At 64.1% G+C, this 25,382-nt stretch carries 22 protein-coding genes and 1 pseudogene; 9 read left to right on the top strand and 14 right to left on the bottom strand.

Annotated elements, in window-relative coordinates; all coding sequences use genetic code 11:
• The first annotated feature begins 45 nt into the window (after positions 1-45).
• Together coaD and CQW31_RS10795 are read left to right on the top strand one after the other, a co-directional pair.
• Positions 46-525: a pantetheine-phosphate adenylyltransferase gene (gene coaD / locus CQW31_RS10800; RefSeq protein WP_014861498.1), complete on the top strand. Its 480-nt coding sequence runs from the start codon at positions 46-48 to the stop codon at positions 523-525.
• Positions 526-633: 108 nt separating this feature from the next.
• Positions 634-885 (top strand): YfhL family 4Fe-4S dicluster ferredoxin, encoded by a 252-nt coding sequence (locus CQW31_RS10795; RefSeq protein WP_054885521.1) that lies wholly within the window; start codon positions 634-636, stop codon positions 883-885.
• A gap of 10 nt (positions 886-895) precedes the next feature.
• Here the strand turns inward: CQW31_RS10795 and mutM are convergent, their stop codons facing one another.
• Together mutM and CQW31_RS10785 are read right to left on the bottom strand one after the other, a co-directional pair.
• Positions 896-1,708: a bifunctional DNA-formamidopyrimidine glycosylase/DNA-(apurinic or apyrimidinic site) lyase gene (gene mutM, locus CQW31_RS10790; protein ID WP_054885520.1), complete on the bottom strand. Its 813-nt coding sequence runs from the start codon at positions 1,706-1,708 to the stop codon at positions 896-898.
• Positions 1,709-1,711: 3 nt separating this feature from the next.
• A complete protein-coding gene (locus CQW31_RS10785; protein ID WP_178075562.1) occupies positions 1,712-2,530 on the bottom strand; it encodes an HDOD domain-containing protein in 819 nt (272 codons plus the stop codon).
• A gap of 299 nt (positions 2,531-2,829) precedes the next feature.
• Between CQW31_RS10785 and CQW31_RS10780 the strand changes: the two genes are divergently transcribed.
• On the top strand, positions 2,830-4,026 hold the full coding sequence (locus CQW31_RS10780) for a class I SAM-dependent rRNA methyltransferase (protein WP_054885518.1): 1,197 nt from the start codon (positions 2,830-2,832) through the stop codon (positions 4,024-4,026).
• Between the two features lie 40 nt (positions 4,027-4,066).
• Here the strand turns inward: CQW31_RS10780 and CQW31_RS10775 are convergent, their stop codons facing one another.
• Positions 4,067-4,741 carry a magnesium transporter gene (locus tag CQW31_RS10775; protein ID WP_249342229.1) on the bottom strand — a complete coding sequence of 225 codons (675 nt, stop codon included), beginning with the start codon at positions 4,739-4,741 and terminating at the stop codon, positions 4,067-4,069.
• Positions 4,742-5,220: 479 nt separating this feature from the next.
• Here CQW31_RS10775 and ilvD point away from each other — a divergent pair, with 479 nt between their 5' ends.
• The gene (gene ilvD, locus CQW31_RS10770) at positions 5,221-7,062 is read left to right on the top strand and encodes a dihydroxy-acid dehydratase (RefSeq protein ID WP_054885517.1); all 1,842 of its coding nucleotides are present in this window, start codon (positions 5,221-5,223) and stop codon (positions 7,060-7,062) included.
• A 173-nt stretch (positions 7,063-7,235) separates the two neighbouring features.
• Here ilvD and CQW31_RS10760 read toward each other — a convergent pair whose 3' ends face one another.
• Positions 7,236-8,291, bottom strand: a complete 1,056-nt coding sequence (locus CQW31_RS10760) for a phosphorylcholine phosphatase (RefSeq protein ID WP_054885516.1) — start codon at positions 8,289-8,291, stop codon at positions 7,236-7,238.
• Positions 8,292-8,533: 242 nt separating this feature from the next.
• Between CQW31_RS10760 and CQW31_RS10750 the strand changes: the two genes are divergently transcribed.
• The gene (locus CQW31_RS10750) at positions 8,534-9,925 is read left to right on the top strand and encodes an L-cystine transporter (RefSeq protein WP_099814460.1); all 1,392 of its coding nucleotides are present in this window, start codon (positions 8,534-8,536) and stop codon (positions 9,923-9,925) included.
• 106 nt (positions 9,926-10,031) lie between these two features.
• On the opposite strand, the gene CQW31_RS10745 is transcribed toward CQW31_RS10750, so the two are convergent.
• The gene (locus CQW31_RS10745; protein WP_099814459.1) at positions 10,032-10,547 is read right to left on the bottom strand and encodes a dihydrofolate reductase; all 516 of its coding nucleotides are present in this window, start codon (positions 10,545-10,547) and stop codon (positions 10,032-10,034) included.
• Between the two features lie 54 nt (positions 10,548-10,601).
• Here CQW31_RS10745 and CQW31_RS10740 point away from each other — a divergent pair, with 54 nt between their 5' ends.
• Both CQW31_RS10740 and CQW31_RS10735 read left to right on the top strand, forming a co-directional pair.
• The gene (locus CQW31_RS10740; protein WP_099814458.1) at positions 10,602-11,993 is read left to right on the top strand and encodes a DUF2868 domain-containing protein; all 1,392 of its coding nucleotides are present in this window, start codon (positions 10,602-10,604) and stop codon (positions 11,991-11,993) included.
• Complete coding sequence (locus CQW31_RS10735; protein ID WP_099814457.1) at positions 11,986-13,350, top strand: GTPase/DUF3482 domain-containing protein; 1,365 nt, start codon at positions 11,986-11,988, stop codon at positions 13,348-13,350. Before CQW31_RS10740 ends, CQW31_RS10735 begins: the two co-directional genes overlap by 8 nt.
• A gap of 103 nt (positions 13,351-13,453) precedes the next feature.
• Here CQW31_RS10735 and CQW31_RS10730 read toward each other — a convergent pair.
• The 6 genes and pseudogenes from CQW31_RS10730 to CQW31_RS10705 all read right to left on the bottom strand — a co-directional run.
• A pseudogene (locus CQW31_RS10730) lies at positions 13,454-13,999 on the bottom strand (phosphonate degradation HD-domain oxygenase); the annotation flags it as partial.
• Between the two features lie 23 nt (positions 14,000-14,022).
• On the bottom strand, positions 14,023-15,048 hold the full coding sequence (locus CQW31_RS10725; RefSeq protein ID WP_099814456.1) for a putative 2-aminoethylphosphonate ABC transporter substrate-binding protein: 1,026 nt from the start codon (positions 15,046-15,048) through the stop codon (positions 14,023-14,025).
• Positions 15,049-15,078: 30 nt separating this feature from the next.
• A complete protein-coding gene (locus CQW31_RS10720; RefSeq protein ID WP_099814455.1) occupies positions 15,079-16,803 on the bottom strand; it encodes a putative 2-aminoethylphosphonate ABC transporter permease subunit in 1,725 nt (574 codons plus the stop codon).
• A gap of 1 nt (position 16,804) precedes the next feature.
• Positions 16,805-17,863, bottom strand: coding sequence for a putative 2-aminoethylphosphonate ABC transporter ATP-binding protein (locus CQW31_RS10715; protein ID WP_099814454.1), 1,059 nt, complete (start codon positions 17,861-17,863; stop codon positions 16,805-16,807).
• Between the two features lie 216 nt (positions 17,864-18,079).
• Positions 18,080-18,949: a LysR family transcriptional regulator gene (locus CQW31_RS10710; RefSeq protein ID WP_099814453.1), complete on the bottom strand. Its 870-nt coding sequence runs from the start codon at positions 18,947-18,949 to the stop codon at positions 18,080-18,082.
• A gap of 9 nt (positions 18,950-18,958) precedes the next feature.
• On the bottom strand, positions 18,959-21,211 hold the full coding sequence (locus CQW31_RS10705) for a heavy metal translocating P-type ATPase (RefSeq protein ID WP_099814452.1): 2,253 nt from the start codon (positions 21,209-21,211) through the stop codon (positions 18,959-18,961).
• Between the two features lie 83 nt (positions 21,212-21,294).
• Between CQW31_RS10705 and cadR the strand changes: the two genes are divergently transcribed.
• Positions 21,295-21,738, top strand: coding sequence for a cadmium resistance transcriptional regulator CadR (gene cadR / locus CQW31_RS10700; protein ID WP_027920939.1), 444 nt, complete (start codon positions 21,295-21,297; stop codon positions 21,736-21,738).
• Positions 21,739-21,870: 132 nt separating this feature from the next.
• On the opposite strand, the gene CQW31_RS10695 is transcribed toward cadR, so the two are convergent.
• From CQW31_RS10695 to CQW31_RS10685, 3 genes are read right to left on the bottom strand one after another with little or no spacing between them, the layout of a single operon-like run.
• Positions 21,871-22,842, bottom strand: coding sequence for a thymidylate synthase (locus CQW31_RS10695; protein ID WP_099814451.1), 972 nt, complete (start codon positions 22,840-22,842; stop codon positions 21,871-21,873).
• A 51-nt stretch (positions 22,843-22,893) separates the two neighbouring features.
• Positions 22,894-23,700, bottom strand: coding sequence for a prolipoprotein diacylglyceryl transferase (gene lgt / locus CQW31_RS10690; RefSeq protein WP_054885505.1), 807 nt, complete (start codon positions 23,698-23,700; stop codon positions 22,894-22,896).
• A gap of 16 nt (positions 23,701-23,716) precedes the next feature.
• Positions 23,717-24,499, bottom strand: coding sequence for a sulfite exporter TauE/SafE family protein (locus CQW31_RS10685; RefSeq protein ID WP_099814450.1), 783 nt, complete (start codon positions 24,497-24,499; stop codon positions 23,717-23,719).
• 129 nt (positions 24,500-24,628) lie between these two features.
• On the opposite strand from CQW31_RS10685, the gene CQW31_RS10680 reads away from it, so the two are divergent.
• The gene (locus CQW31_RS10680; protein ID WP_054885503.1) at positions 24,629-25,375 is read left to right on the top strand and encodes an NRDE family protein; all 747 of its coding nucleotides are present in this window, start codon (positions 24,629-24,631) and stop codon (positions 25,373-25,375) included.
• The last annotated feature ends 7 nt before the right edge of the window (positions 25,376-25,382 follow it).

Genomic DNA, 25,382 nt, shown 5'->3' with positions numbered 1-25,382 from the left:
GCGCTACCATCCGACTCCCCAACGCACTCCAGCCAGGATGACGCGATGAACCGAGTGTTGTACCCGGGTACTTTCGACCCCATTACCAAAGGCCATGGCGACCTGGTCGAGCGCGCTTCGCGCCTGTTCGACCACGTGATCATCGCAGTGGCGGCCAGCCCGAAGAAAAACCCCCTGTTCCCGCTGGAGCAACGGGTCGAGCTTGCCCGTGAGGTCACCAAGCACCTGCCCAATGTCGAAGTCATCGGCTTCTCGTCGCTGTTGGCGCACTTCGCCAAGGAACAAGGCGCGAACGTGTTCCTGCGCGGCCTGCGCGCAGTATCGGACTTCGAGTACGAGTTCCAGCTGGCGAACATGAACCGGCAATTGGCGCCCGACGTCGAAAGCCTGTTCCTCACGCCTTCGGAGCGCTATTCGTTCATTTCCTCGACGCTGGTGCGGGAAATAGCTGCGCTGGGCGGCGATATCAGCAAATTCGTCCACCCTGTGGTGGCCGAGGCGCTGACCGAACGCTTCAAGAAGTAACCTCGAACGCCTGATCATCGCGCCCGCGTGCACTGCGGGCGCGAATGCGGCACAATTGTGCCCAAAGCGTTGAACATGCCCGGGCGATGCGCCCCGGCCGGAGTCCCCATGTCCCTGATCATCACCGACGATTGCATCAACTGCGACGTCTGCGAACCCGAGTGCCCGAACGAGGCCATCTCCCAAGGCGAAGAGATCTACGTGATCGACCCGAACCTGTGCACCCAGTGCGTGGGTCACTATGACGAGCCGCAGTGCCAGCAGGTCTGCCCGGTCGATTGCATCCCGCTGGATGAAGCGCACCCGGAAACCCAGGAAGAGCTGATGGCCAAGTACCGCCGCATCACCGGCAAGGCCTGATCACAGGCGGCTAGCGCTGGCAGCGCGGGCAGAACACGCTCGCCCGCTGCCCCAGCTTTACCTCGCGCAAGGTCGTGCCGCACAGCTTGCATGGCATTGCGCCCCGCCCGTAGACGAACAATTCCTGCTGGAAGTAGCCCGGCTGCCCGTCGCCACCGATAAAATCGCGCAAAGTCGTACCGCCTTGCTCGATGGCCGCGGCCAACACCCGTTTGATCTCGATCGCCAGCTTCAGGTACCGCGCGCGGGAAATCGCGCCCGCCTCGCGGCGCGGGTCGATTCCCGCGGCAAACAGCGCCTCGGTCGCGTAGATGTTGCCCACCCCGACCACCACCGCGTTATCCATGATGAACGGCTTCACCGCCATCGAACGCCCGCGCGACAGCTGGAACAGCCGCTCGCCGTCAAACAGCTCGGTCAACGGCTCTGGCCCCAGCCGCAGCAAAAGCTCATGCTTGAGCGGGTCGAGGCTCCAGAGCATGGCACCGAACCGGCGTGGGTCGGTGTAGCGCAGCATCATCCCCGATTCCAGTTCGATATCGACATGTTCGTGCTTGGCCGCTGGCAAGCCCAGCTCCACCAGGCGCAGGTTGCCCGACATGCCCAGGTGGCTGATCAAGGTGCCGACCTCGGCGTTGATCAACAGGTACTTGGCCCGCCGCTCGACGCTGACGATGCGCTGCCCGGACAGGCGTACGTCGAGGTCCTCGGGTATCGGCCAGCGCAGGCGAGGGTCTCGCACCACCACGCGGCTGACACGCTGGCCTATCAGATGGGGCGCAATCCCGCGCCGGGTAGTTTCGACTTCTGGTAATTCCGGCATGGATCAGTGCCCGCCCAGCTCACGAATGTTCTGTTTCAGGGTCTCGAAGTCGTACTCCGACAAACCGATATAGTCCAGCACCAGCGGGCCGACCACGTTCCACTCATGATCGACGCTCTGATTGCCCAGCACACGGTACGAAGCGCAGATGTTCTCGGCCATCTTCAGCACGGCCAGCAGGTTCTTCAACTGGCTCTGGGTATTGCGCGACGAGTCTTCGCGGAAGACCGCCAGGGCGTTGTGGTGGTTGGCGATGGCCCCGCTGATGTGCTCCGGCAGGCGCCAGGACTTGGCCGTGAAATAGCCGACCACGGCATGGTTGGTGTTGAAGGCGCGGTTCTCGGTGTCGACCACGCGAGTTTCCTCTCCAGCCTTGGCGTAGGCTTCTTCCAGCACTTGCATGTACTCGGGGAAGCGCTTGAGCATCAGCGGTACGCCGCAGTCATGGAACAGCCCGAGGGTATAGGCCTCGTCGGCGGCCTGGATGCCGGTGCGCTTGGCCAGCGTCAGGCAGGTCATGGCCACGTCCTGGGCGGTGTCCCAGAAGCGGTTGAGGGTGACGATGGTCTCGTCGCTCATCTCGCCCTTGATCGACTGTGCATTGATCAGGTTGATGATCGAACGGCTGCCCAGCAGATTCACCGCTCGCTGGATCGAACCGATCTTGTTCGACAGGCCGAAGTGCGGCGAGTTGACCAGCTTGAGCAAGGCACCGGCGAGGCCTGGGTCCTGGGAAATCAGCTTGGCGATGGTTTCCAGGTCCGGGTCAGGCATGTACTGCTCGAACTGCAGGTCTACCAGAATCTGCGGTTGCGGCGGAATGGTGATGCCTTGCAAGGCTTGCTGGATCTGTTCGGCGCTGAGTTCTTGGGACATACGTGCATACTCGTGAAGGACGACGGGATTCTACCCCCCTAGCGCGCATCGAGACCAATCCGTAAATCCCTGTAGGAGCGGCCTTGTGTCGCGAAAGGGGTGCGAAGCGCCCCCAGGTTTTCAGCTGCGCAGCGGAAATTGCCGGGGCCGCTGCGCGGCCCTTTCGCGACACAAGGCCGCTCCTACAAAGGACGCGCAAGCAGCCAACAGGCTATAATCCCGCTCTTTTTTCCCGGAGCGACGTCATGTCCCTGCCCAGCCTTCGCCTCAAAGCCAATGCCGACCGCCGCCTGCGCGCCGGCCACCTGTGGGTCTACAGCAACGAAGTCGACGTCTCCGCGACCCCGCTGCAAGGCTTCCAGGCCGGCCAGCAGGCGGTGCTCGAAGCTGCCAACGGCAAGCCGCTGGGCATTGTCGCGCTGAGCCCGAACAACCTGATCTGCGCTCGCCTGCTATCGCGTGACATCAAGCTGCCACTGGACAAGTCGCTGCTGGTGCACCGCCTGAACGTCGCCCTGTCCCTGCGCGAGCGCCTTTTCGACCAGCCGTGCTACCGCCTGGTGTACGGCGATTCCGACCTGCTGCCGGGCCTGGTGGTTGATCGCTTCTACGACATCCTCGTGGTGCAGTTGGCCTCGGCCACCATGGAAACGCACAAGGACGACGTGATCGCGGCCTTGATCCAGGTGCTCAAGCCTAGCGGCATCCTGTTCAAGAACGACTCCGCCGCCCGCGACGCCGAAGGCCTGCAGCGCTATGTCGAAACCGTCTACGGCGAAGTGCCGGACTGGGTCCCGCTGGAAGAGAACGGCGTCAAGTTCGAAGCTCCGGTACGTGAAGGCCAGAAGACCGGCTGGTTCTACGACCACCGCATGAACCGCGCGCGCCTGGCACCGTATGTCAAAGGCAAGCGGGTGCTCGACCTGTTCAGCTACATCGGTGGCTGGGGCGTGCAGGCTGGCGCGTTCGGCGCCAGCGAAGTGTTCTGCGTCGATGCCTCGGGCTTCGCCCTGGACGGTGTCGAACGCAACGCCGCGCTGAACGGCATCAGCGAGAAACTGACCTGCATCGAAGGCGATGTGTTCGAGGCGCTGCGTGAGCTGAAGGCCGCCGAAGAACGCTTCGACGTGATCATTGCCGACCCACCCGCCTTCATCAAGCGCAAGAAGGACCTGAAAAACGGCGAAGCGGCCTACCGCCGCCTCAACGAACAGGCCATGCGCATGCTGAGCAAGGACGGCATCCTGGTCAGCGCATCGTGCTCGATGCACCTGCCCGAGGACGACCTGCACAACATCCTGCTGACCAGCGCTCGCCACCTGGACCGCAACCTGCAGCTGCTCGAGCGCGGCGGCCAGGGCCCGGACCACCCGGTGCACCCGGCCATCGCTGAAACCCGCTATATCAAGAGCATCACCTGCCGATTGCTGCCCAACAGCTGATCCGCACGGCCCGGGGGCGCGATGCGCCCCCGGGCCGGTTTTAGAATTCCAGCACCTGCGACGCGATCCCGAAGTACACCAGCACCCCCGCCGCATCGGCGATCGAGGTCACCAGCGGACCACTGGCGGTAGCCGGGTCGAGCTTCAGGCGAGTGAACAGAAACGGCAAGCTCATGCCGATCAGGCTGCCGACCAACACGATCACCAGCATGCTGCTGGCCACGATCAACGCGATGTCAGCGCCACCTCGCAGTGCCCCCAGCGATGCCACCGCCAAGGCCATGGTGCCGCCGAGCGCCAACGCCACGCCACATTCGCGGCCCAGCATGCGCATCCAGTCGCGCATGACCACCTCCCCCGTCGCCAGCGCCCGTACCATCAAGGTGGCCGACTGCGCCCCGGCGTTCCCCCCGCTGTCCACCAACAGAGGCAGGAAGAACACCAGCACGATATGCGCGGCAATGGTTTCTTCAAAAGCGGCGATACCGGCGCCGGAAAACAGGTTGCCGAACACCAGCAATACCAGCCACAACACTCGCTTGCGGTACAGCAGGCCGACGGTGGCATCGCGCAGGTTACCGACGTGATGGGTGATCGATGCACCTTTGTGGAAGTCTTCGGTTGCCTCCTGGCGAAGCTTTTCCAGCGCTTCGCTGGTCTGGCGATGCGAGAGTGGTTCTTTGCAGCGGATGCAGTTACTGCAGACAGAGTACATGCGAGTCTCCTGGCGCCGACGCAGGCACCCGCGAGCCTCGAACGCAGGGGTTCAAGCCTTCGCAAGCCCTGGCGACAGCGCGCTCAGTGCCAATTTGCAAGTTCGCGGAGAACTGAAACTGGGAAGGTCCATTGAGGTGATTTCTCGTGAAGCCGCACATGCGGCGCGGCGGATGATAGCCAGCCCAGCTGGCGAGGTCTGCCCCGCAGGTGGCATCTCAGAAGCGTCCTACAAGCAGCCGGGAATCCCTCCCAAACCACCGTCCAGACACATCTTCATTCCCTCGCCGCGCCAGCGGTGTAGAATCGGCCTATTCATCGCCAGTCATCCCCGGCGGGTTTATGAGCTCTGGCCAAGCACGCGGCGATCCCGCGCGGTCTTGGGCCCCATCCGTGCCAGTGGCAACCGGCCTGCGGTACAAAGGACAAGAGAAGCTCACTCCCCTTTTTGTGACCTGATTAAGCCGCCAGGAGTGTTTCATGCCTGATTATCGTTCCAAGACTTCCACCCAAGGCCGCAACATGGCCGGCGCCCGCGCCCTGTGGCGCGCCACCGGGATGAAGGACGAAGACTTCAAGAAACCGATCATCGCCATCGCCAACTCGTTCACCCAGTTCGTCCCGGGCCACGTGCACCTGAAGGACCTGGGCCAGCTGGTCGCCCGCGAGATCGAACGCGCCGGTGGCGTGGCCAAGGAATTCAACACCATCGCCGTCGATGACGGCATCGCCATGGGCCACGACGGCATGCTCTACTCGCTGCCGAGCCGCGAGATCATCGCCGACGCCGTCGAGTACATGGTCAACGCCCACTGCGCCGACGCCATCGTCTGCATCTCCAACTGCGACAAGATTACCCCCGGCATGCTGATGGCCGCCCTGCGCCTGAACATCCCGGTGATCTTCGTCTCCGGCGGCCCGATGGAAGCCGGCAAGACCAAGCTGGCCAGCCACGGCCTGGACCTGGTCGATGCCATGGTCATCGCCGCCGACTCCACTGCCAGTGACGAGAAAGTCGCCGAGTACGAGCGCAGCGCCTGCCCGACCTGCGGTTCGTGCTCCGGCATGTTCACCGCCAACTCGATGAACTGCCTGACCGAAGCCCTGGGCCTGGCCCTGCCGGGCAACGGTTCGACCCTGGCCACTCACGCCGACCGCGAGCAGCTGTTCCTTACTGCAGGCCGCACCATCGTCGAGTTGTGCAAGCGCTACTACCAGGAAAACGACGAGTCGGTGCTGCCGCGCAGCATCGCCAACTTCAAGGCGTTCGAGAACGCGATGATGCTGGACATCGCCATGGGCGGTTCGACCAACACCATCCTGCACCTGCTGGCCGCAGCCCAGGAAGGTGAAGTCGAGTTCGACCTGCGCGACATCGATCGCCTGTCGCGCAAGGTACCGCAGCTGTGCAAGGTGGCGCCGAACATCCAGAAGTACCACATGGAAGACGTGCACCGCGCTGGCGGCATCTTCAGCATCCTCGGTTCGCTGGCCCGTGGCGGCCTGCTGCACACCGACCTGCCGACCGTGCACAGCCGCAGCATGGAAGAAGCCATCGCCAAGTGGGACATCACCCAGACCGATGACGAAGCCGTGCACACCTTCTTCAAGGCAGGCCCGGCCGGCATCCCGACCCAGACCGCGTTCAGCCAGTCGACCCGTTGGGAAACCCTCGACGACGACCGTGAAAACGGCTGTATCCGCAGCTTCGAGCACGCCTACTCGCAAGAAGGCGGCCTGGCCGTGCTGTACGGCAATATCGCCCTGGATGGCTGCGTGGTGAAAACCGCCGGCGTCGACGAGTCGATCCACGTCTTCGAAGGCACCGCGAAGATCTTCGAAAGCCAGGACAGCGCCGTGCGTGGCATCCTCGCCGACGAAGTGAAGGCCGGCGACATCGTGATCATCCGTTACGAAGGCCCGAAAGGCGGCCCGGGCATGCAAGAGATGCTCTACCCGACCTCGTACCTGAAGTCCAAGGGACTGGGCAAGGCCTGCGCCCTGCTCACCGACGGCCGCTTCTCCGGCGGCACCTCGGGGCTGTCGATCGGCCACGCCTCGCCGGAAGCCGCTGCTGGCGGCGCCATCGGCCTGGTGCGCGACGGCGACAAGGTGCTGATCGACATCCCCAACCGTTCGATCAACCTGCTGGTCAGCGACGAAGAACTGGCCCACCGGCGCATCGAGCAGGACAAGAAGGGCTGGAAACCGGCTGAAGTGCGCCCACGCAAGGTGACCACCGCGCTGAAGGCCTACGCCCTGCTGGCAACCAGTGCCGACAAGGGTGCTGTACGTAACAAGGCGATGCTCGAAGGGCTGTGAGGCTCTGACTGCGTGAAACAAGAACCGGCGCCTTGAGCGCCGGTTCTTTTTGCCTGTACCGGCCTCTTCGCGGGCGCGCCCGCTCCCACAGGTACTGCACAGATTTCAGATACCATGCGGTCCCTGTGGGAGCGGGCGTGCCCGCGAAGAGGCCGGTACAGGCACCACAGAATCTACTGAATCTGCTCCGGCGTCACGATCACCCAGTTCTTGTCCGCCGTCACCGGCAACCCTTCCTTGGCCTGCGCCGCCGCGTTCTTCGCGATCATACCGTTCAACTGGTCCATGTACTTGGCCTTGCGATTTATCCACAGGTGGATGCCGCCCTTGTTCACATCCACGCCATGGAACTGCATGTAACCATCACTGGTTGGCGTATCGCCTCCCACCAACACTGGCTTTTTCCATTCGTCGATGTAAGTCAGGATCGCCGCCTGCTTGCCTGCCATCCAGGTGGCCGGGGTCCACAGGTAAGGCGTCAGCTCCAGCCCTTCGTTGGCCTTGGCGTCATACTGCCCGGCGCTGATCTGCTTGCGCGCCGTGGTCAGCTGGCCGTTGGCGCGGTCCTTGAGCAACAGGCTGACACCAATCACGTTCTGCGGTTTGACGTTGTAGCCGTACTTGGGGTCGGAAGCGACCATGCGCACCAGCTCTTCGGACGCCGCAGAGATCACGTAGACCTCGATGCCGTTCTCCATGAGCTTGTTGTACAGCTCGGCCTGGCCGGTGAAGACTTTCGGCGGCTGTACTTCAATGGTCTTTACCTGGTCGCCTTCGAAGTAGGTGCTGGGGATTGGCTTGTTCAAGGCCATCATCTCATCGACCTGAGCCTTCAGTTCCTTGAGGGTGAAGCCTGCAAAGACCTGCGCGACCCATGGGTAGCAGACCATGTCGTCGATCTCGCACAGCCGGTAGTAGTAACTGAACAGGCTCTCCTTGTGCTCGGCGGTGTCCTTGAACGGGATCAGCTTGAGTGACGCGTCGAGTTTGTCGCGGGTCAGCAGGCCCTTGTTTTCCATGAACGGCAACAGCGCTTCTTCGAGGTCGTAGCGGTAGCTGGTGTTGTCCATGTCGAAGACGGCGTAGTTACCTTTATTGGCATTGGCGGCAATCATCGCGTCGAGCTGTTTGGCGGCATCAGCAGGCCAATGCTTGAGCTCGGTGGCGAAGCTTTCGACACTGAACAGCAGGGACAAACCCAGGGCGAGGGCTTTCGGAGCAAACTTCATGTGCGAATCTCCTGAAATGACCCGGAAAAACTAGTGCAACATGCGCCGATTCCGGCCTCTCACAACGACCCTGACAGAACCATAAACGTCGTGTTCATTGCTATCCGCGACAGCCTGTTATTCCATATACGACTAAGCAAATTACTTATGGATATAAATTCGTTTCTTTTCAGGCTGTTAGCATTTCCGTTCGCAATCGCTCACCAGAGGCGATGCCTCTTCTGCTTTTTCCTGGAGCTTCAATGAATCTGCCGCTGTCCCTCAACCTGCTGGCGTTCCTGGCCCTGCTGCTAGGCCTGGCGCAAACCGGCCGCACCGATTGGAGCCTGGCCAAGAAAGTCTTGCTGGGCCTGGCGCTGGGCGTCGCGTTCGGCTTGGCCCTGCACAGCATCTACGGCGCCGGCCACCCAGTACTCAAGGCCACTATCAGCTGGCTGGACCTGGTCGGCAATGGCTACGTCGGCCTGCTGCAGATGATCGTCATGCCGCTGATCTTCGCCTCGATCCTCAGCGCCGTGGCCCGTTTGCACAATGCGTCGTCGCTCGGCCGCATCAGCGCGCTGAGCATTGGTACCCTGCTGGTGACCACGGCCATCGCCGCCTTGATCGGTATCGTCCTGACCAACCTGTTCGGCCTGAGTGCCGATGGCCTGGTGGCCGGCGCCCAGGAAAGCGCGCGCATGCAGGTTATCCACAGCGACTATGCAGGCAAGGTTGCCGACCTGAATATCCCGCAGCTGCTGCTGTCGTTCATCCCGAGCAACCCGGTTGGTGACCTGGCACGGGCCAAGCCGACTTCGATCATCAGCGTGGTGATCTTCGCCGTGTTCGTCGGCCTGGCCGCGCTGCAACTGATCAAGGACGACGCCGAGAAAGGCGCGCGCGCCCTGTCGGCCATCGATACCCTGCAGGCTTGGGTAATGCGCCTGGTACGCGTGGTGATGAAGCTCACCCCCTATGGCGTACTGGCGCTGATGACCAAGGTAGTGGCCAGTTCGAACCTGGAAGACATCCTCAAGCTGGGCAGCTTCGTGGTGGTGTCCTACCTGGGCCTGGCGCTGATGTTCGTGGTCCACGGCATCATCCTTGCCGCCACCGGCGTGAGCCCGTTGCGCTTCTTCCGCAAGGTCTGGCCAGTGCTGACCTTTGCCTTCACCAGCCGCTCCAGTGCCGCCAGCATCCCGCTGAACATCGAGGCGCAAACCCGCCGCCTGGGCGTGCCGCAGTCGATTGCCAGCTTCAGTGCATCGTTCGGCACCACCATTGGCCAGAACGGCTGCGCGGGCCTCTATCCGGCCATGTTGGCGGTGATGGTAGCGCCAGCGGTGGGCATCGATACCTTCGATCCGCTGTGGATCGCGACCTTGGTGGCGATCGTGACGCTGAGTTCGGCGGGTGTGGCTGGCGTCGGTGGCGGAGCGACGTTTGCCGCGCTGATCGTGCTGCCGGCCATGGGCTTGCCGGTCGAGCTGGTGGCGCTGCTGATTTCGGTGGAACCGCTGATCGACATGGGCCGCACGGCGCTGAACGTGAATGGGTCGATGACGGCGGGCGTGGTGACCAGCCAGCTGCTGAAAGAAACCGACAAGGACGTGCTGGCTGGCGATGAGCATGCCGAGCTGAGCCACTCCTGAGGATAATTGGGGCCGCTGTGCGCCCCTTCGCGGGCACGCCCGCTCCCACATCGGTCCAGTGGGAGCGGGCGTGCCCGCGAAGGGCTGCAAAGCAGCCCCAGCTATCTCAAACCTTGTCCCAAACCTCGAAGTGATAGGCAGGCTTGCCTTCTTCAGCCTGAACCTCACTCGACACCAGCGTCCACTGGCCCTCGTCGAACGCCGGGAACCACGCATCCCCCTCCGGCGACAGTTCGACCCGCGTCAGGTACATCCGGCTCACCAGCCCCTTCTCCAGCGCCTGCCCATACAGCTGCGCCCCGCCAATCAGCATCAGCTCGCCAACGCCCTGCTCACGCGCCCACTGCTCGGCCCGCGCCACTGCGGCCTCCAGCGAGGCGAACACCTCGGCCCCGGCCAGTTCCAGGCCCGCCTGCCGGCTGACCACGATGTTCAACCGCCCCGGCAACGGCCGGCCCAGCGAATCCCAGGTCTTGCGCCCCATGATGATAGGCTTGCCCAGGGTGGTGGCCTTGAAGTACTTGAAGTCCCCCGGCAGGTGCCAGGGCATGGAGTTGTCGATGCCGATCACGCGGTTCTCGGCGTGAGCCGCGATCAGGCTGAGGGGGAGTGATGTATTCATGCCAGCGAGGATAGCACCGGGCGTGTGGGTTATGCTTCTGCCCTGAACCACGCAATGGAAGACCTTGTGACTGCACCGACTCCACTGGACAAGCGCTGGCTCACCGAAGCGGTACGCCTGCGCGAGGAACACGCAGGCCTGCTGGACGACCAGGAGGCCAACCGCCACGCCCGCCAGCAAGGCGGCGACCTGGCCGCGCGCATCGAAACCCGTGCACTGTGGCTGGCCGAGCGCGATGGCATGACCTCGGCCTTGCGCCACTGGAAGCAAGGCGCACGCCTGGCGCTGCTGGCCCTGATGCTGCTGGCGGTTTTCAGCGGCGCGGGCCTGGCCTTCGCCGCCCTCGGTGACGGCCAGCGCCCGGTCAACGTGTTCTGGGCCCTGGGCAGCCTGCTTGGTTTGAACCTGCTGATGCTGCTGGGCTGGGCCGTGGGCTTTGCCTTGAGCGGCGAGCACGGTGCCAGCCTCGGCCGCCTGTGGCTATGGTTGAGTGAACGCTTCGCCCGCGATGCCAAGGCCGCGCACCTGGCGCCGGCGCTGCTGGTGCTGCTACAACGCCAGCGCCTGAACCGCTGGCTGCTTGGCGCCCTTGTGCATGGCCTGTGGCTGCTGGCGATGGTTGCGGCCGTGGTCCTGCTGCTGACCTTGCTGGCCACTCGTCGATACGGCTTTGTCTGGGAAACCACCCTGCTGGCCGCCGACCCGTTCATTCACCTGACCCAAGCCCTCGGCGCACTGCCCTCGCTGCTCGGCTTCGCCGTACCGGACGAGGCCATGATCCGCGCCAGCGGCGATACCCTCCCCGCTTTGGACATCACCCGCCAAGCCTGGGCCAGCTGGCTGCTCGGCGTGGTGCTGGTGTACGGCCTGCTGCCACGCCTGCTGCTGGCCGGGTTGTGCCTGTGGCGCTGGCGGCAGGGCCGTGCCCGGCTGACGCTCGATCTCAGCCTGCCGGGGTATGCGCAGTTGCGCGACGCCCTGATGCCGCGCAGCGAACGCATCGGCGTGCAGGATGCCGCCCCCGAAGCGCTGCCGCAGTTTCAGGCCGGCCAGCTGGAAAGCGGCAGCAGCGGCGCCTTGCTGGTAGGCCTGGAACTCGACGACCAACGCCCTTGGCCGCCCGCCTTGCCCAGGGCGGTAACCGACGCCGGCGTGCTGGACAGCCGCGAGTCGCGCAACAAGCTGCTCGAACAGCTCAGCCGCTTCCCGCCGGCGCGCCTGGCCATCGCTTGCGACCCATGCCGCTCACCCGACCGCGGCAGCCTGGCGCTGCTCGGGGAGCTGGCACGCAATGCCGGCGCCACCCGCATCTGGCTGCTTCAGGCTGCCCCCGGCCAGGCCCTGGACGCCGAACGCCTGGGTGACTGGCACGACGCGCTAGACCGCCTCGGCCTACCCCATGCCGACACTTCGCCCCTGACCTGGCTGGAGCATGGCCATGACTGAGCCGCTGAAACTGGCCGTGGTCGGCCACACCAATGTCGGCAAGACTTCGCTGCTGCGCACGCTCACCCGCGACGTCGGCTTCGGCGAGGTCTCGCACCGCCCCAGCACCACCCGCCACGTCGAGGGTGCGCGGCTGTCGGTGGACGGTGAACCGCTGCTGGAGCTCTACGACACCCCCGGCCTGGAAGACGCCATCGCCCTGCTCGACTACCTCGAGCGCCTGGAGCGCCCCGGCGAACGCCTGGACGGCCCGGCCCGCCTCGAACGCTTCCTGCAAGGCAGCGAGGCACGCCAGCGCTTCGAGCAGGAAGCCAAGGTGCTGCGCCAGCTGCTGGCCAGCAATGCCGGCCTGTATGTGATCGACGCCCGCGAACCGGTACTGGCCAAGTACCGCGACGAACTGGAAGTGCTGGCCAGCTGCGGCAAGCCGCTGTTGCCGGTGCTCAACTTCGTCGCCAGCAGCCGGCACCGCGAGCCGGAATGGCGTGAAGCCCTTGCCCGGCTTGGGCTTCACGCATTGGTGCGGTTCGACAGTGTGGCCCCGCCAGAGGATGGCGAACGCCGTCTGTACGAGAGCCTGGCCCTGCTGCTGGAAGACGCCCGACCAGCCCTGCAACGGCTGATCGACGACCAGCAAGCCCAGCGCCTGGCACGCCAGCACAGCGGCAAGCGGCTGATCGCCGAACTGCTGCTCGACTGCGCCGCCTGCCGGCGCAGCGTCGAGGCCGAGCCGGCAGCTGAAGCCAGGGCCATCGAGGCCTTGCGCCAGGATGTGCGCCAACGCGAGCAGCGATGCGTAGAGGCGCTGCTCAAGCTGTATGCCTTCCGCCGTGAAGATGCCAACGCCGGTGATTTGCCGTTGCTGGACGGGCGCTGGGGCGATGACCTGTTCAATCCCGAGACCCTGAAACTGCTGGGTGTACGTTTGGGTAGCGGCGTGGCGGCCGGGGCTGCAGCCGGGGCCGGCGTCGACCTGCTGGTTGGCGGCCTGACCCTCGGCGCTGCCGCGCTGGCGGGGGCAATTGCCGGTGGCGCGCTGCAGACGGCACGCAACTATGGGTCGCGGCTCATGGGCAAGCTGAAGGGCCAGCGCGAGCTGACGGTGGATGACACGGTGCTGCGGCTGCTGGCGTTGCGTCAGCAGCAGTTGATGGTGGCACTGGATGGCCGCGGACATGCGGCCCAGGACAGCATCCGGCTGAGCGAACTGGATGAGAAGGCCTGGCGTGAGGGGAAGCTGCCGGAGGCATTGAGCAAGGCGCGTGCGCATCCGCAATGGTCGACGCTCAACCCTGGGGCGAAGCTCAATCAGGCTGAGCGGCAGGAACAGCTGGAGGCATTGGTTTCACAGATCTGATTCAGCAGGTCCGGCCCCTTCGCGGGCACGCCCCCACACAGGTATTGTGTGGTCCCTGTGGGAGCGGGCGTGCCCGCGAAGGGGCCGGTACAGGCAACCTACAGAGCGAGGCCAGTGCCTTCTCTTTCAGCAGCCCCAGGTCCATCACCGGCACCCCGACATCCTTGGCCATCTCGTCCCACTCGCGCATCCGCAAACTGACCTCGAACAGCGGATCGCGCTCGAAGGCATCTGCCTCGTCAGCGCTCATGACCCCACCTTGATATTCCAGCGTCCGCCGGCTCGCCTCGCTCAACCGTTGGTAATACCCCGGCTGGCGCAAAGTCAGGTAACGCTTGGCCTCCACGTGATACTGCACCAGCCGCGCCATCCGCTCGCCAAAGCCACAACGGCGCAGGTACTCGGCACCGATGCGCTCGTGGCTGACCACGCCATAGCCCCCCATGCTGGCGTCGCCGCCGCACAGGTGGCCAATGTCGTGGAAGAACGCCGCCAGCACCACTTCATCGTCGTAACCCTCGGCCATGGCCAGCTGCGCAGCCTGGGACATGTGTTCGAGCTGGTTGATGGCTTCACCGATGTAGTCGTCGCTGCCATGCTGCTCATACAAGTTGAACAGCTTGTCGATGGTCTGGGCTGGCGTAAGCATTGGCTTCACTCCTGGGCTTTTTCTTATTGCTGCGCCACTTTCTCCGACTTGCCGTCATAGCGCTTGCGCCATTCAGTGAGGATCTCGTCGCGGTTCTTCGAGGCCCAGGCAAAGTCGTTCTTGATCAGGCGCTGTTCATAGTCGGCTGGCAGCTCGGTCTGCGGCTTGGCGATGCCTGGCGCGGCCAGTACGGCAAAGTTGTCCTTGTACAGCTCCATGGCCGCCGGGCTTGCCGAGAAATCGGCCAGGCGCTTGGCTGCGTCAGCCTTCGGTGAGCCCTTGATCACGGCGGTCGCCTCGATCTCCCAGCCCAGGCCTTCCTTCGGCAGCACGATGTCCAGCGGCGCGCCCTGGCGCTTGAGCTGCACGGCCGGGTACTCGAACGAGATGCCGATCGGGAACTCGCCCGCCGCCGCCAGCTTGCACGGCTTGGAGCCGGAGTGCACGTACTGGCCGATGTTCTGGTGCAAGGCGTCCATATACGCCCAGCCTTGCGGCTCGCCGAAGGTCTGCAGCCAGGCGCTGACGTCGAGGAAGCCGGTACCGGAGGAAGCCGGGTTAGGCATGACGATCTTGCCCTTGTATTCAGGCTTGGTCAGGTCCTGCCAGCTCACTGGCTTGCTCAGGCCCTGCTTCTCGGCTTCAACAGTGTTGAAACAGATGGTCGCGGCCCACACGTCCATGCCAACCCAGGCTGGCGGGTTGGCGGCGTCGCGGTAGTTGGCGGAAATCTTGCCCAGGTCTTTCGGCGCGTAGGCCTCAAGCATGCCGTTTTGGTCGAGGATGGCCAGGCTGGAAGCGGCCAGGCCCCATACTGCGTCAGCTTGCGGGCGGTCTTTCTCGGCCAGCAGCTTGGCAGTGATGATGCCGGTGGAATCACGCACCCATTTGATTTCGATGTCCGGGTTGGCCTTTTCGAAGGCCTGCTTGTAGCTCTTGAGCTGCTCGGCTTCCAGGGCGGTATAGACGGTCAGCTGGGTGGCTGCGGCCGAAGCCTGCAGGCTGAAAACGGCGGATACGGCAGCGGCAAGGGCGAGGGGCTTGAACATGATGCGTTTCCTGTGGGAGTGGGCAGTCGGTCAATGGCCTGGAGCGCGCTGGCGCCAGGCCTGGGAGCGGCGCAGCAGGCCGCGTGAAGCACCGGCCAACAGCAGAGAAGCAGCGGCGCTGGTCAGCAGGATCAGGGTCGACATGGCGGCCGCGCCGCCAACGTTGCCGGCATCGTCCATGTTCAGCACGGCGACGGCGGCGAGGATGGTGTCGGGGCTGTAGAGGAAGATCGCTGCCGACACGGTGGTCATCGCCGAGACGAACAGGTAGCGGATGATGTCCAGCAGCGCCGGCAGGCAGATCGGCACGGTAACCCGCACGAAGTGCTTGTACAGCGGCGCCTTGAGCGACAGCGCGGCGGCCTCGAACTCGCCGTCGAGCTGGCGCAGCGCGGTGGCGGCAGTCATCTGCGCGGTGGTCAGGTAGTGGGCGATGGTGCACAGCACCAGCAGCGCCATGCCGCCATAGAACACATGCAACGGGTTGCTGCTGAGGTTGAAGAAGAACACGTAGCCCAGGCCCAGCACCAACCCAGGCACCGCCATGGGGATGAAACTGAGCAGGCGCAGGGCCTGGTTGAGCAGGCGCTGCCCTTGGGTTTTCTCCATCAGGTAGGCGCCGGTGAAGATCACGATGCTACCGATCAGGGCGGTGCACAGGGCCATGGTCACGCTGTTGCGGTAGGCCAGCCAGCCGCCACCGGCGGTGTCGTCGAACATGTAGTGCTTGAACGACAGGGTCAGGTTATATGGCCAGAAGGTCACCAGCGACGCGTACACCGCCATGCCGATCACCACCAGCAGGGCCGCGCAAACCAGCAGCACGATGGCCAGGAAGCAGGTATCTCGGCAGCGCGATGGCTTGGGCTCGAAAACCTGGGCGCGGCCGCTCATTGCTTCTGCCTGGCGCCGACGGAGCCAGGCATCGACGCCGAAGCTGAGCAGCGCTGGCAGCAGCAACACCATGCCGATCAACGCACCGCGGCCGAACTGCTGCTGGCCGACCACCGCCTTGTAGGCTTCCAGCGCCAGCACCTGGTAGTCGCCACCGACCACGACCGGCACGCCGAAGTCGGTGATGGTCAGGGTGAACACCAGGCAGAACGCGGCGAACAGCGCCTGACGCGTGGCGGGCCAGGTGATGCTGCAGAACGCCCGCCAAGGCCCAGCGCCCATGCTCGATGCCGCGTCGAACAGTCGTGCGTCGGCCAGCGCCAGGGCCGAGAGCAGGATCATCAGCGCATGGGGGAAGGTGTAGATGGCCTCGCCGAGCACTATGCCCCAGAAACCGTAGATGTTGTCGCTGAGCAGGCTACGCAGCACGCCCTGGTTGCCGAACAGGTAGACCAGCGCAATCGCCGGGAGCATCGACGGCGCCAGCAGCGGCAGCAGCGAGATGCCGCGCCACAGGCCCTTGGCCGGGATCAGCGTACGCTGCAAGGCGTAAGCGAACAGGTACGCCAGCGGCACCACGATGGCCGCCACCGTGCACGCCACCGACAGACTGTTGCCGAGCAGCCAGTGGAAGTTTTCGCTGGCGAACAGTTCGCGGGCGGCCCACCAGCCTCCACCTTGGCCGGCTTCGCCGCTGAAGCCTTTCCAGAATATGGCCAGCAGCGGCAGCACCACGGCCAGCAGCAACAGGATCAACAGCAGGCACTTGCCACCGATGACGAACAGGCGGTCACCCAGGGCGACGTCGCGGCGTCGCGCATCCTTGGGCTGGGTCAACGGCAGGGACATTGGCGCGGCCATTTCAGGCAAACACCTGGAGGCTCTGCGGTGGCAAGGCCACCCAGATATCCTGCGAACCCAGGCGTGGCATGGCTTCCGGCGCCAGTTCGGCGAGCAACGCATGACCCGGCAGGGCCTTGAGCTCGAAGCTCATGCGGCAGCGGTTGCCCAGGAACGTGATTTCGCGAACCTTGGCCGGGAACAGGTTTTCCTCGTGCATCACCGGGTTCACTGTGATTGCCTCCGGGCGGCAGAACAGCCGGCCACTGCGGGCGGTACCCGCGTTGGTCGCCAGGCGCATGCTCATGGTGCCGACCTGGGCGTGGCTGTCGCTACTGCGCTGGAACGGCAGCCAGTTGCCCTGGCCGACGAACTCGGCGACGAACGGCGTGGCCGGCTGGTCGTAGATTTCCTGCGGGGTCGCGTATTGCTCGACCTGGCCGTTGTTCATCACCGCAATGCGGTCGGCCATGAGCATGGCTTCGTCCTGATTGTGGGTAACCATCAATGTGGTGATACCCAGTTGGCGCTGCAACTGGCGCAGCTCGGTGCACAGGTGCTCACGTACCCGGGCATCCAGCGCCGACATCGGTTCGTCGAGCAGCAGCAGCGAGGGTGATGGCGCCAGCGCACGGGCCAGGGCCACACGTTGCTGCTGGCCGCCGGACAGTTGACCGGGGTATTTCTTTTCGCTACCGGACAGGCCAATCAGTTCGAGCATTTCTGCCACACGCTGACGGCTTTCGTCGCGGCTGGTGCCGGTCAGGCCGTAGGCGATATTGGCTTCGACGGTCAGGTTGGGGAACAGCGCGTAGGACTGGAACAGGATGCCGTAGTCGCGGGCCTGGGGGGGCAGTTCGGAGATGTCGCGCTCACCGATGTACAGTGCACCGCGGTCCTGGCGTTCAAGGCCGGCAATGCAGCGCAGCAGGGTGGTCTTGCCGCAACCGGACGGGCCGAGCAGGCAGACCAGTTCACCGGCGGCGATGTCCAGGGACACATTGTTCAACGCCGTAAAGGCACCGAAACGCTTGTGGATACCGCGCACTTTCATCTGTGCGCCCGGAGTGGCGTGGTTCATGGCAAGGCCTCATCGAACAAGTGAGGGCCATGCTAGGAAGGCTGTGCGAAGGTTCTGTGGCTTTAGGGCAAAAGCCGGTGATAGTGGTATAGGCAGATTTTGTATGGCTTTCGGACCTCTTCGCGGGCACGCCCACTCCCACAGGGACTGCGCAGAATTCAAAAGCTGTGCGGTCCTTGTGGGAGCGGGCGTGCCCGCGAAGCAAGCAACACCGATCTAGAACTGTGAACCCACCACTTCCTGCGCCACGCCAAGGAACGCCGCAGGCAGCCGGGCCTGACGCCGCTCCTTCAGGCAATACAGGTACTCATGCATCACCGGCGCATTCTCCAGTGCCAGCACCCGCAGCTCGGGGTTGTGCGGCACCTCATGCCGGGCAATCACGCTGATGCCGATATTGCGCAGCACTGCCTCGCGGATGGACTCGCGGCTGCCGATCTCCAGCAATGCCCCGGCCTTGATCCCGGCCTCCAGCATCATCTGCTCGGTCAGCTTGCGCGTGGTCGAGCCCTTCTCGCGCATCAGCAGGCAATGCCCTGCCAGCACCTCGATGGATACCGCCTGCCGATGCGCCAACGGATGATTGCGATGCACCGCCACCACCAGCGGGTCGGTGCCCAACACCCGCCGCACCAGCCGGGCATCTTCCACCAGCTGCGACGAGGCGGCGATATCCACCCGGTAGTCTTCGAGCATCTCCAGCACTTGCTGCGAGTTGCCGATCTCCACCGTCAATTCGACGTGGGGCAGGCGCTCGCGAAAGATCTTCACCAGGTCGAGGATGTAGTAGGGCGCGGTGGCAGCGATGCGCAAACTGCCCTGGGCCTGGCCGCTGTTACGCAGCTCGAACTCGATGTCGGCCTCTTGCTGCAGCAGCGCCTTGACCATTGGCAACAGCCGCACGCCCTCCTCGCTCAACACCAGGCGCCGACCGCCGCGGTAGAACAGCTCCACCGCATAGTGGCTTTCCAGGCTGCGGATCTGTGTTGTCACCGTCGGCTGGCTGAGCCCGAGCTTCTTCGCCGCCAGGGTGATGCTGCCCAGGCGGGCCACCATGTAGAAGGCTTTGAGCTCGGCACTCAGCATTGCAGGACCTCATTTGCGCAGCAGGCGCAAACCGTTGAACACCACCAGCAGGCTCACGCCCATGTCGGCAAACACCGCCATCCACATGGTCGCCATGCCGGCAAAGGTGATCGCCAGGAATATCGCCTTGATGCCCAGCGCCAGAACGATGTTCTGCGTCAGGATCGCCGCACTTTGGCGCGACAGCCTGACGAACGCCGGGATTTTACGCAAGTCGTCATCCATCAGCGCCACGTCGGCAGTCTCGATCGCCGTGTCGGTACCCGCCGCCGCCATGGCGAAGCCGATTTCGGCGCGGGCCAAGGCTGGCGCGTCGTTGATGCCATCGCCAACCATGCCCACCCGGTGCCCTTCGGCGTACAGCTGCTCGATGCTTTGCAGCTTGTCGGCCGGCAACAGGTTGCCCTCGGCACGGTCGATACCCACCTGGGCGGCGATGGCCTGGGCGGTGTGCGGATTATCACCGGTCAGCATGACGGTCTTGATGCCCAGTGCATGCAGTTCGGCGATGGCCTGCCGGCTGCTGTCCTTGACCGTGTCGGCCACGGCGAACAGGGCCAACGGCCCGGAACGGTCGAGCAGCAGGACTACGGTCTTGCCCTGACGCTCCAGTGTATCCAGTTGGGCTTCCAGCTCCGGCGAGCACAGGCCCAACTCCTCGACCAACCGGTGGTTGCCCAGGTGGTAGGTTTCGCCGTCGATATCACCGCGCACGCCACGGCCGGCCAGGGCGGCGAATTCGCTGACCTCGCTCAGCGGCAGGTTCTGCGCCTTGGCGAACTGTGAGATGGCGCCCGACACCGGGTGATCGGAACGGTCGGCCAGGCTCGCCGCCAACGCCTGGGCGCGGCCCTCGAACAGCGGGTCAAGCACCTTGGCATCGGTTTGCACCGGTTTGCCGTGGGTGATGGTGCCGGTCTTGTCCAGGGCGAGGAAATCCAGCTTGCGGCCACCTTCCAGATAAACCCCGCCCTTGATCAGGATGCCTTTGCGCGCCGCAGCGGCCAGGCCACTGACGATGGTCACAGGCGTGGAGATGACCAGCGCACACGGGCAAGCCACCACCAGCAGTACCAACGCGCGGTACACCCAATCGAACCAGGCACCGGCCATGAACAGCGGCGGAATCACTGCCAACGCCAAGGCGACGATGAACACCACCGGGGTGTAGAGGCGCGAGAACTGGTCGACGAAACGCTGGGTGGGCGCACGCGCACCTTGGGCTTCTTCGACGGCCTTGATGATGCGTGCCAGGGTCGATTGCCCTGCAGCGGCCGTTACGCGGTATTCCAGCGCACCCGCCTGGTTGATGGTGCCGGCGAACAGTTTGTCGCCCGCCGCCTTTTCCACAGGCAGGCTTTCGCCGGTGATCGGCGCCTGATCGACGCTCGATTGCCCGCTGACCACTTCACCATCCAGGCCGATGCGTTCGCCTGGGCGCACCCGCACCAAGGCACCTATCGCCACCTCGCGCACCTCCACCTCATGCCACTGGCCATCGGCCTGCTGTACCGTGGCCATGTCCGGAGTCAGCTGCATCAGCCCGCCGATGGCATTACGCGCACGGTCCAGCGAGCGCGCCTCGATCAGCTCGGCAACGCTAAACAGCACCATGACCATGGCTGCTTCCGGCCACTGGCCAATCAGCACGGCGCCGGTCACGGCAATGCTCATCAGCGCATTGATGTTGAGATTGCGGTTCTTCAGGGCGATCCAGCCCTTCTTGTAGGTGCCCAGGCCGCAGCCGAGGATTGCCGCCAGCGCGAGCGCGGCCACCAGCCATTGCGGCGCTAGGCTGGCGAAGTGCACGATTTCCGCGGCGATCGCGGCAATACCCGACAGGGCCAGCGGCCACCAACGGGCCTTGTGCGGCTGCGCTGCGGCGCCGCTGCCGTCGTCTTCAGCAGTCAACGGCTCGGCCTTCATGCCCAGGCTGTCGATGGCGCGCTCAATCTCGCCGGTGCCGTTCAAGGTATGGCGCACACCGAGCACGCGGTTGATCAGGTTGAATTCGAGCTGCTCGATGCCCGCCAGCTTGCCCAGCTTGTCCTGGATCAGGGTCTGCTCGGTGGGGCAGTCCATGGCGTCGATGCGAAAGCGGCTGAGCTGGGCGTGGCTGCTGGCCTTCTCGCTCAGTTGCACCAACGCGGGCGCAGCGCTTGAGCCACAGCAACTGTGACCGTGAGCGACGTGGCCATGGTCTCGTTCACCATGGGCATGATCGTGTGGATGGTTGTGTTCATGGCTGACAGGCTGGTTCATGGGGTCATCCTTAAATTGAGCCTGTTGCCAAGTGAACACCCTGTAGCCACTATAGGGTCAAGCCACTTGCTGGAGATTTCGTCATGAAAATCGGAGAACTGGCCAAAGCCACCGACTGCGCCGTGGAAACCATCCGCTATTACGAGCGCGAACAATTGCTACCGGAGCCGGCACGCACCGAAGGTAATTACCGGCAGTACACCCAGGCCCATGTCGAGCGGCTGACCTTTATCCGCAACTGCCGAACGCTGGACATGACCCTGGATGAAATCCGCAGCCTTTTACGCCTGCGCGATAGCCCTGACGACTCGTGCGGCAGTGTCAATGCGCTGATCGATGAGCATATCGAGCATGTGCAGGCGCGGATCGATGGCCTGGTGGCGTTGCAGGAGCAGCTGGTGGAGCTGCGACGGCGCTGCAATGCGCAGGGGGCGGAGTGCGCGATCTTGCAGCAACTGGAGACGAACGGCGCGGTATCGGTACCGGACACCGAGCATTCGCATGTGGGGCGAAGCCACGGGCATTGAGATGGCTGGGGCTGCTTTGCAGCCCTTTCGCGACACAAGGCCGCTCCCACAAAAGCACTGCGTACGCCGGTCGATGTGGGAGCGGCCTTGCGTCGCGAAAGGGGCGCAAAGCGCCCCCAGCATTCTGGAGAATTACACCGCCATCGGCGCCGTCATCGGCGCATGGTGCTCATAACCTTCCAGGCTGAAGTCGCTCGGCGCGATCTTCTCCAGCCACTCCGGCTCGTACTTGCCGGTCTTGGCGAACTCCGGCACACGGTCGCTGATCACCAGCTTCGGCGCTTCCAGCGGCTCGCGCTTGAGCTGCTCGTTAAGCATGTCCAGATGGTTCTCATACACATGGGCATCGCCTATGAAGTAGGTGAACCAGCGCGGGGTGTAGCCGGTGAGGCGGCCGAACAGCGAGAGCAGCGCCGCGCCTTCGGTGAGGTTGAACGGCGTGCCCAGGCCCAGGTCATTGGAGCGGATGTAAAGCGTCAGGGATATTTCCCTGGTCTCGACGTTCGGGTGGAACTGGTACAACAGATGGCACGGTGGCAGGGCCATTTCGTCGAGCTGGGCGCAGTTCCAGCCGTGGAACAGGATGCGCCGGCTGCCTGGGTCGTTGGCGATGGTATCCAGGCACTGGCGCACCTGGTCGATGGCCTTGTACAGGATGACGAAGGCCACGCCATCCTCTTCGTCCTGGGCGATGCGGCGGAAACCGGCCTGCTCGGCCATTTCGATGGCTGCCGGGTTGCTCAACGGGATGCGCTTGTAGCCCGGCCACTGGCGCCATTGCACGCCGTAGATCTCGCCGAGGTCGTCATGGCCCTGGCGGAACGGGTTGGCCAGCCACTGCGCGTTCTCGTTGGCGTTCTGGTCCCAGACCTTGCAGCCCAGTTCGCGGAACTCACCGGCGTTCTTCACGCCACGCAGGAAGCCGACCATCTCGCCGATCGCCGACTTGAACGCCAGCTTGCGCGTAGTGATGGCCGGGAAGCCTTTTTGCAGGTCGAAACGCAGCATGGCGCCCGGCAGGCTGATGGTGCGGATGCCGGTGCGATTGCCCTGCAGGGTGCCGTTCTCGATAACGTCGCGGACCAGGTCCAGATACTGTTTCATGGCTTACCTGTAACGAAAACGGCAGGGGGATCACCCCTGCCGTGGGAATAATCAGGCGGGTTTCGCCGTGGGCTTGCGATTATAAGCCCACCAGATCAGGCCGAGGCCAGCCAGGATCATCGGCACGCAGAGAATCTGACCCATGGTCAGCCAGCCCCAGGCGATGTAACCGAGCTGGGCGTCTGGCACCCGGACGAATTCGACGATGAAGCGGAAGATGCCGTAGAACAGCGCGAACATCCCGGATACCGCCATGGTTGGCCGCGGCTTGCGCGAGAACAGCCAGAGGATGAGGAACAGCGCCACGCCTTCCAGGGCGAACTGGTACAGCTGGGACGGGTGGCGCGGCAGCTGGGCCGGGTCGCTGAACGGTGGGAAGATCATCGCCCATGGCACGTCGGTAGGCTTGCCCCACAGCTCGGCGTTGATGAAGTTGCCGATGCGCCCGGCGCCCAGGCCGATCGGCACCAGCGGCGCGACGAAGTCCATCAGTTCGAAGAACGACTTGTTGTTGCGCTTGCCGAACCACAGCGCGGCCAGCATCACACCGATGAAGCCACCGTGGAAGGACATGCCGCCTTTCCAGACCTCGAAGATCAGCGTCGGGTTGGCCAGGTAGGCATGCAGGTCGTAGAACAGCACGTAACCCAGGCGCCCGCCCACGATCACCCCCATCGACAACCAGAACACCAGGTCGGAAAGTTTCTCGCGGGTCCAGGTCGGGTCGAAGCGGTTGAGCCGGCGCGAGGCGAGCAGCCAGGCGCCGCCGATGCCGACCAGGTACATCAGGCCGTACCAGTGGATTTTCAGTGGCCCGAGGGCTACGGCCACGGGGTCTATCTGCGGGTAAGGCAGCATGGAACTTCCTCTCGATTCAAATCAGAAAGCTGAGGCCGACGCAGAACAGCAAGGCTGCGAACAGGCGTTTCAACAGGCGTGGCGACAGCTTGTGCGCCAGGCGTGCGCCGAAGCGTGCGAAAAACATGCTGGTCACGGCAATGCCGATCAGCGCCGGCAGGTAGACGAAACCCAGGCTGTGGGGCGGCAGGTGTTCCTCGTGCCAGCCCAGCAGCATGAAACTCAGGGCGCTGGCCAAGGCAATCGGCAGGCCGCAGGCTGACGAGGTCGCCACGGCCTTTTGCATCGGCAGGCCGCGCCAGGTCAGGAACGGCACGGTCAGCGAGCCGCCGCCGATGCCGAAGATCGCCGAAGCCCAACCGATCACGCCGCCGGCGCCAATCAAGGCCGGCTTGCCAGGGATGCCATGGCTGGCCTTGGGCTTGAGGTCCAAGGCCATCTGCGCGGCGATGATCAGGGCAAATGCGCCAATGATCTTCTGCAATTGCGGGCCCTGGATAAGCGAAGCGGTCTTGGCGCCAATACCGGCGCCGATAAGGATACCGAGGGTCATCCAGGCGAAGATCGGCCATTGCACGGCGCCTTTGCGGTGGTGCTCGAGCACGGCATTGATCGAGGTGAAGACAATGGTTGCCAGCGAGGTGCCGACCGCCAGGTGAGTCAGCACTGACGCGTCGAAACCTTGCAGGGTGAAGCTGAACACCAGCACCGGCACGATGATGATGCCGCCGCCCACGCCGAACAGCCCGGCCAGCACACCGGCACAGGCGCCCAATAGCAGATAGAGCACGAATTCCATTCGTCGTCCCCGAGAAAACAATCCGGCATGGTAACGGAAGCCGGCCTCGGGGCTCTAGTGAACTCTGTGACAGGATGGATCGTCACCCGTGCAGTGGGTACAGTGGTCAAAAACACAGAGGCCCGACCTATGTGCCTGATCGTATTCGCCTGGCGGCCCAGGCATGCCCTGCCGCTGATCGTCGCGGCCAACCGTGACGAGTTCTACGCCCGCCCGACCCAGGCCCTGGCTGCCTGGGACGATGCGCCCGGGGTACATGCCGGGCGCGACCTTGAAGCGGGCGGTACCTGGCTGGGCGTTGGCCCGCAGGGGCGCTTTGCGGCGCTGACCAATATCCGCGACCCTGGCCAGGTGCTGGGGCCGCGCTCGCGCGGCGAGCTGGTGGCGGCATATCTTCAGGGTGAACTGGGAGTAGAGGCCTACCTCGACCAGGTCGCCAGCCGCAGCGGGCAGTATTCAGGGTTCAACTTGCTGGTGGGTGATGGTCATCAGCTGGGCTACCTGCATGCCCGGGATGTGGCGCCACGCTTGCTGGAGGCCGGGGTGTACGGGCTGTCCAATGCCGGGCTGGATACGCCGTGGCCGAAGCTGGTGAAAGCGCGCACCGGGTTGCAGGAGATGCTGGACACGGCAGATCCACAGCGGTTGCTGGCGTTGCTGGCAGACAACGAGCCGGCAGCCGACAGTGAGTTACCGGAGACAGGCGTAGGGGTGGCGACCGAGAAGTTGCTGTCGAGTGTGTTTATTGCCAGCCAGAACTATGGCACTCGGGCGAGTACCGTGCTGATTGTCGATGATCAGGGGAGAAGGCGGCTGGTTGAGCGCAGCTTCGGGCCATTTGGCGGGCATCTTGGGGAAGTCAGCCTGGAAGTGTGATGAATTC

It is taken from the genome of Pseudomonas sp. 382 (assembly GCF_002759075.1).
GTDB lineage: Bacteria > Pseudomonadota > Gammaproteobacteria > Pseudomonadales > Pseudomonadaceae > Aquipseudomonas > Aquipseudomonas vlassakiae.
The sequence above is the reverse complement of the archived record's forward strand: the minus strand, read 5'-3'. Positions and strand labels throughout refer to the sequence as shown.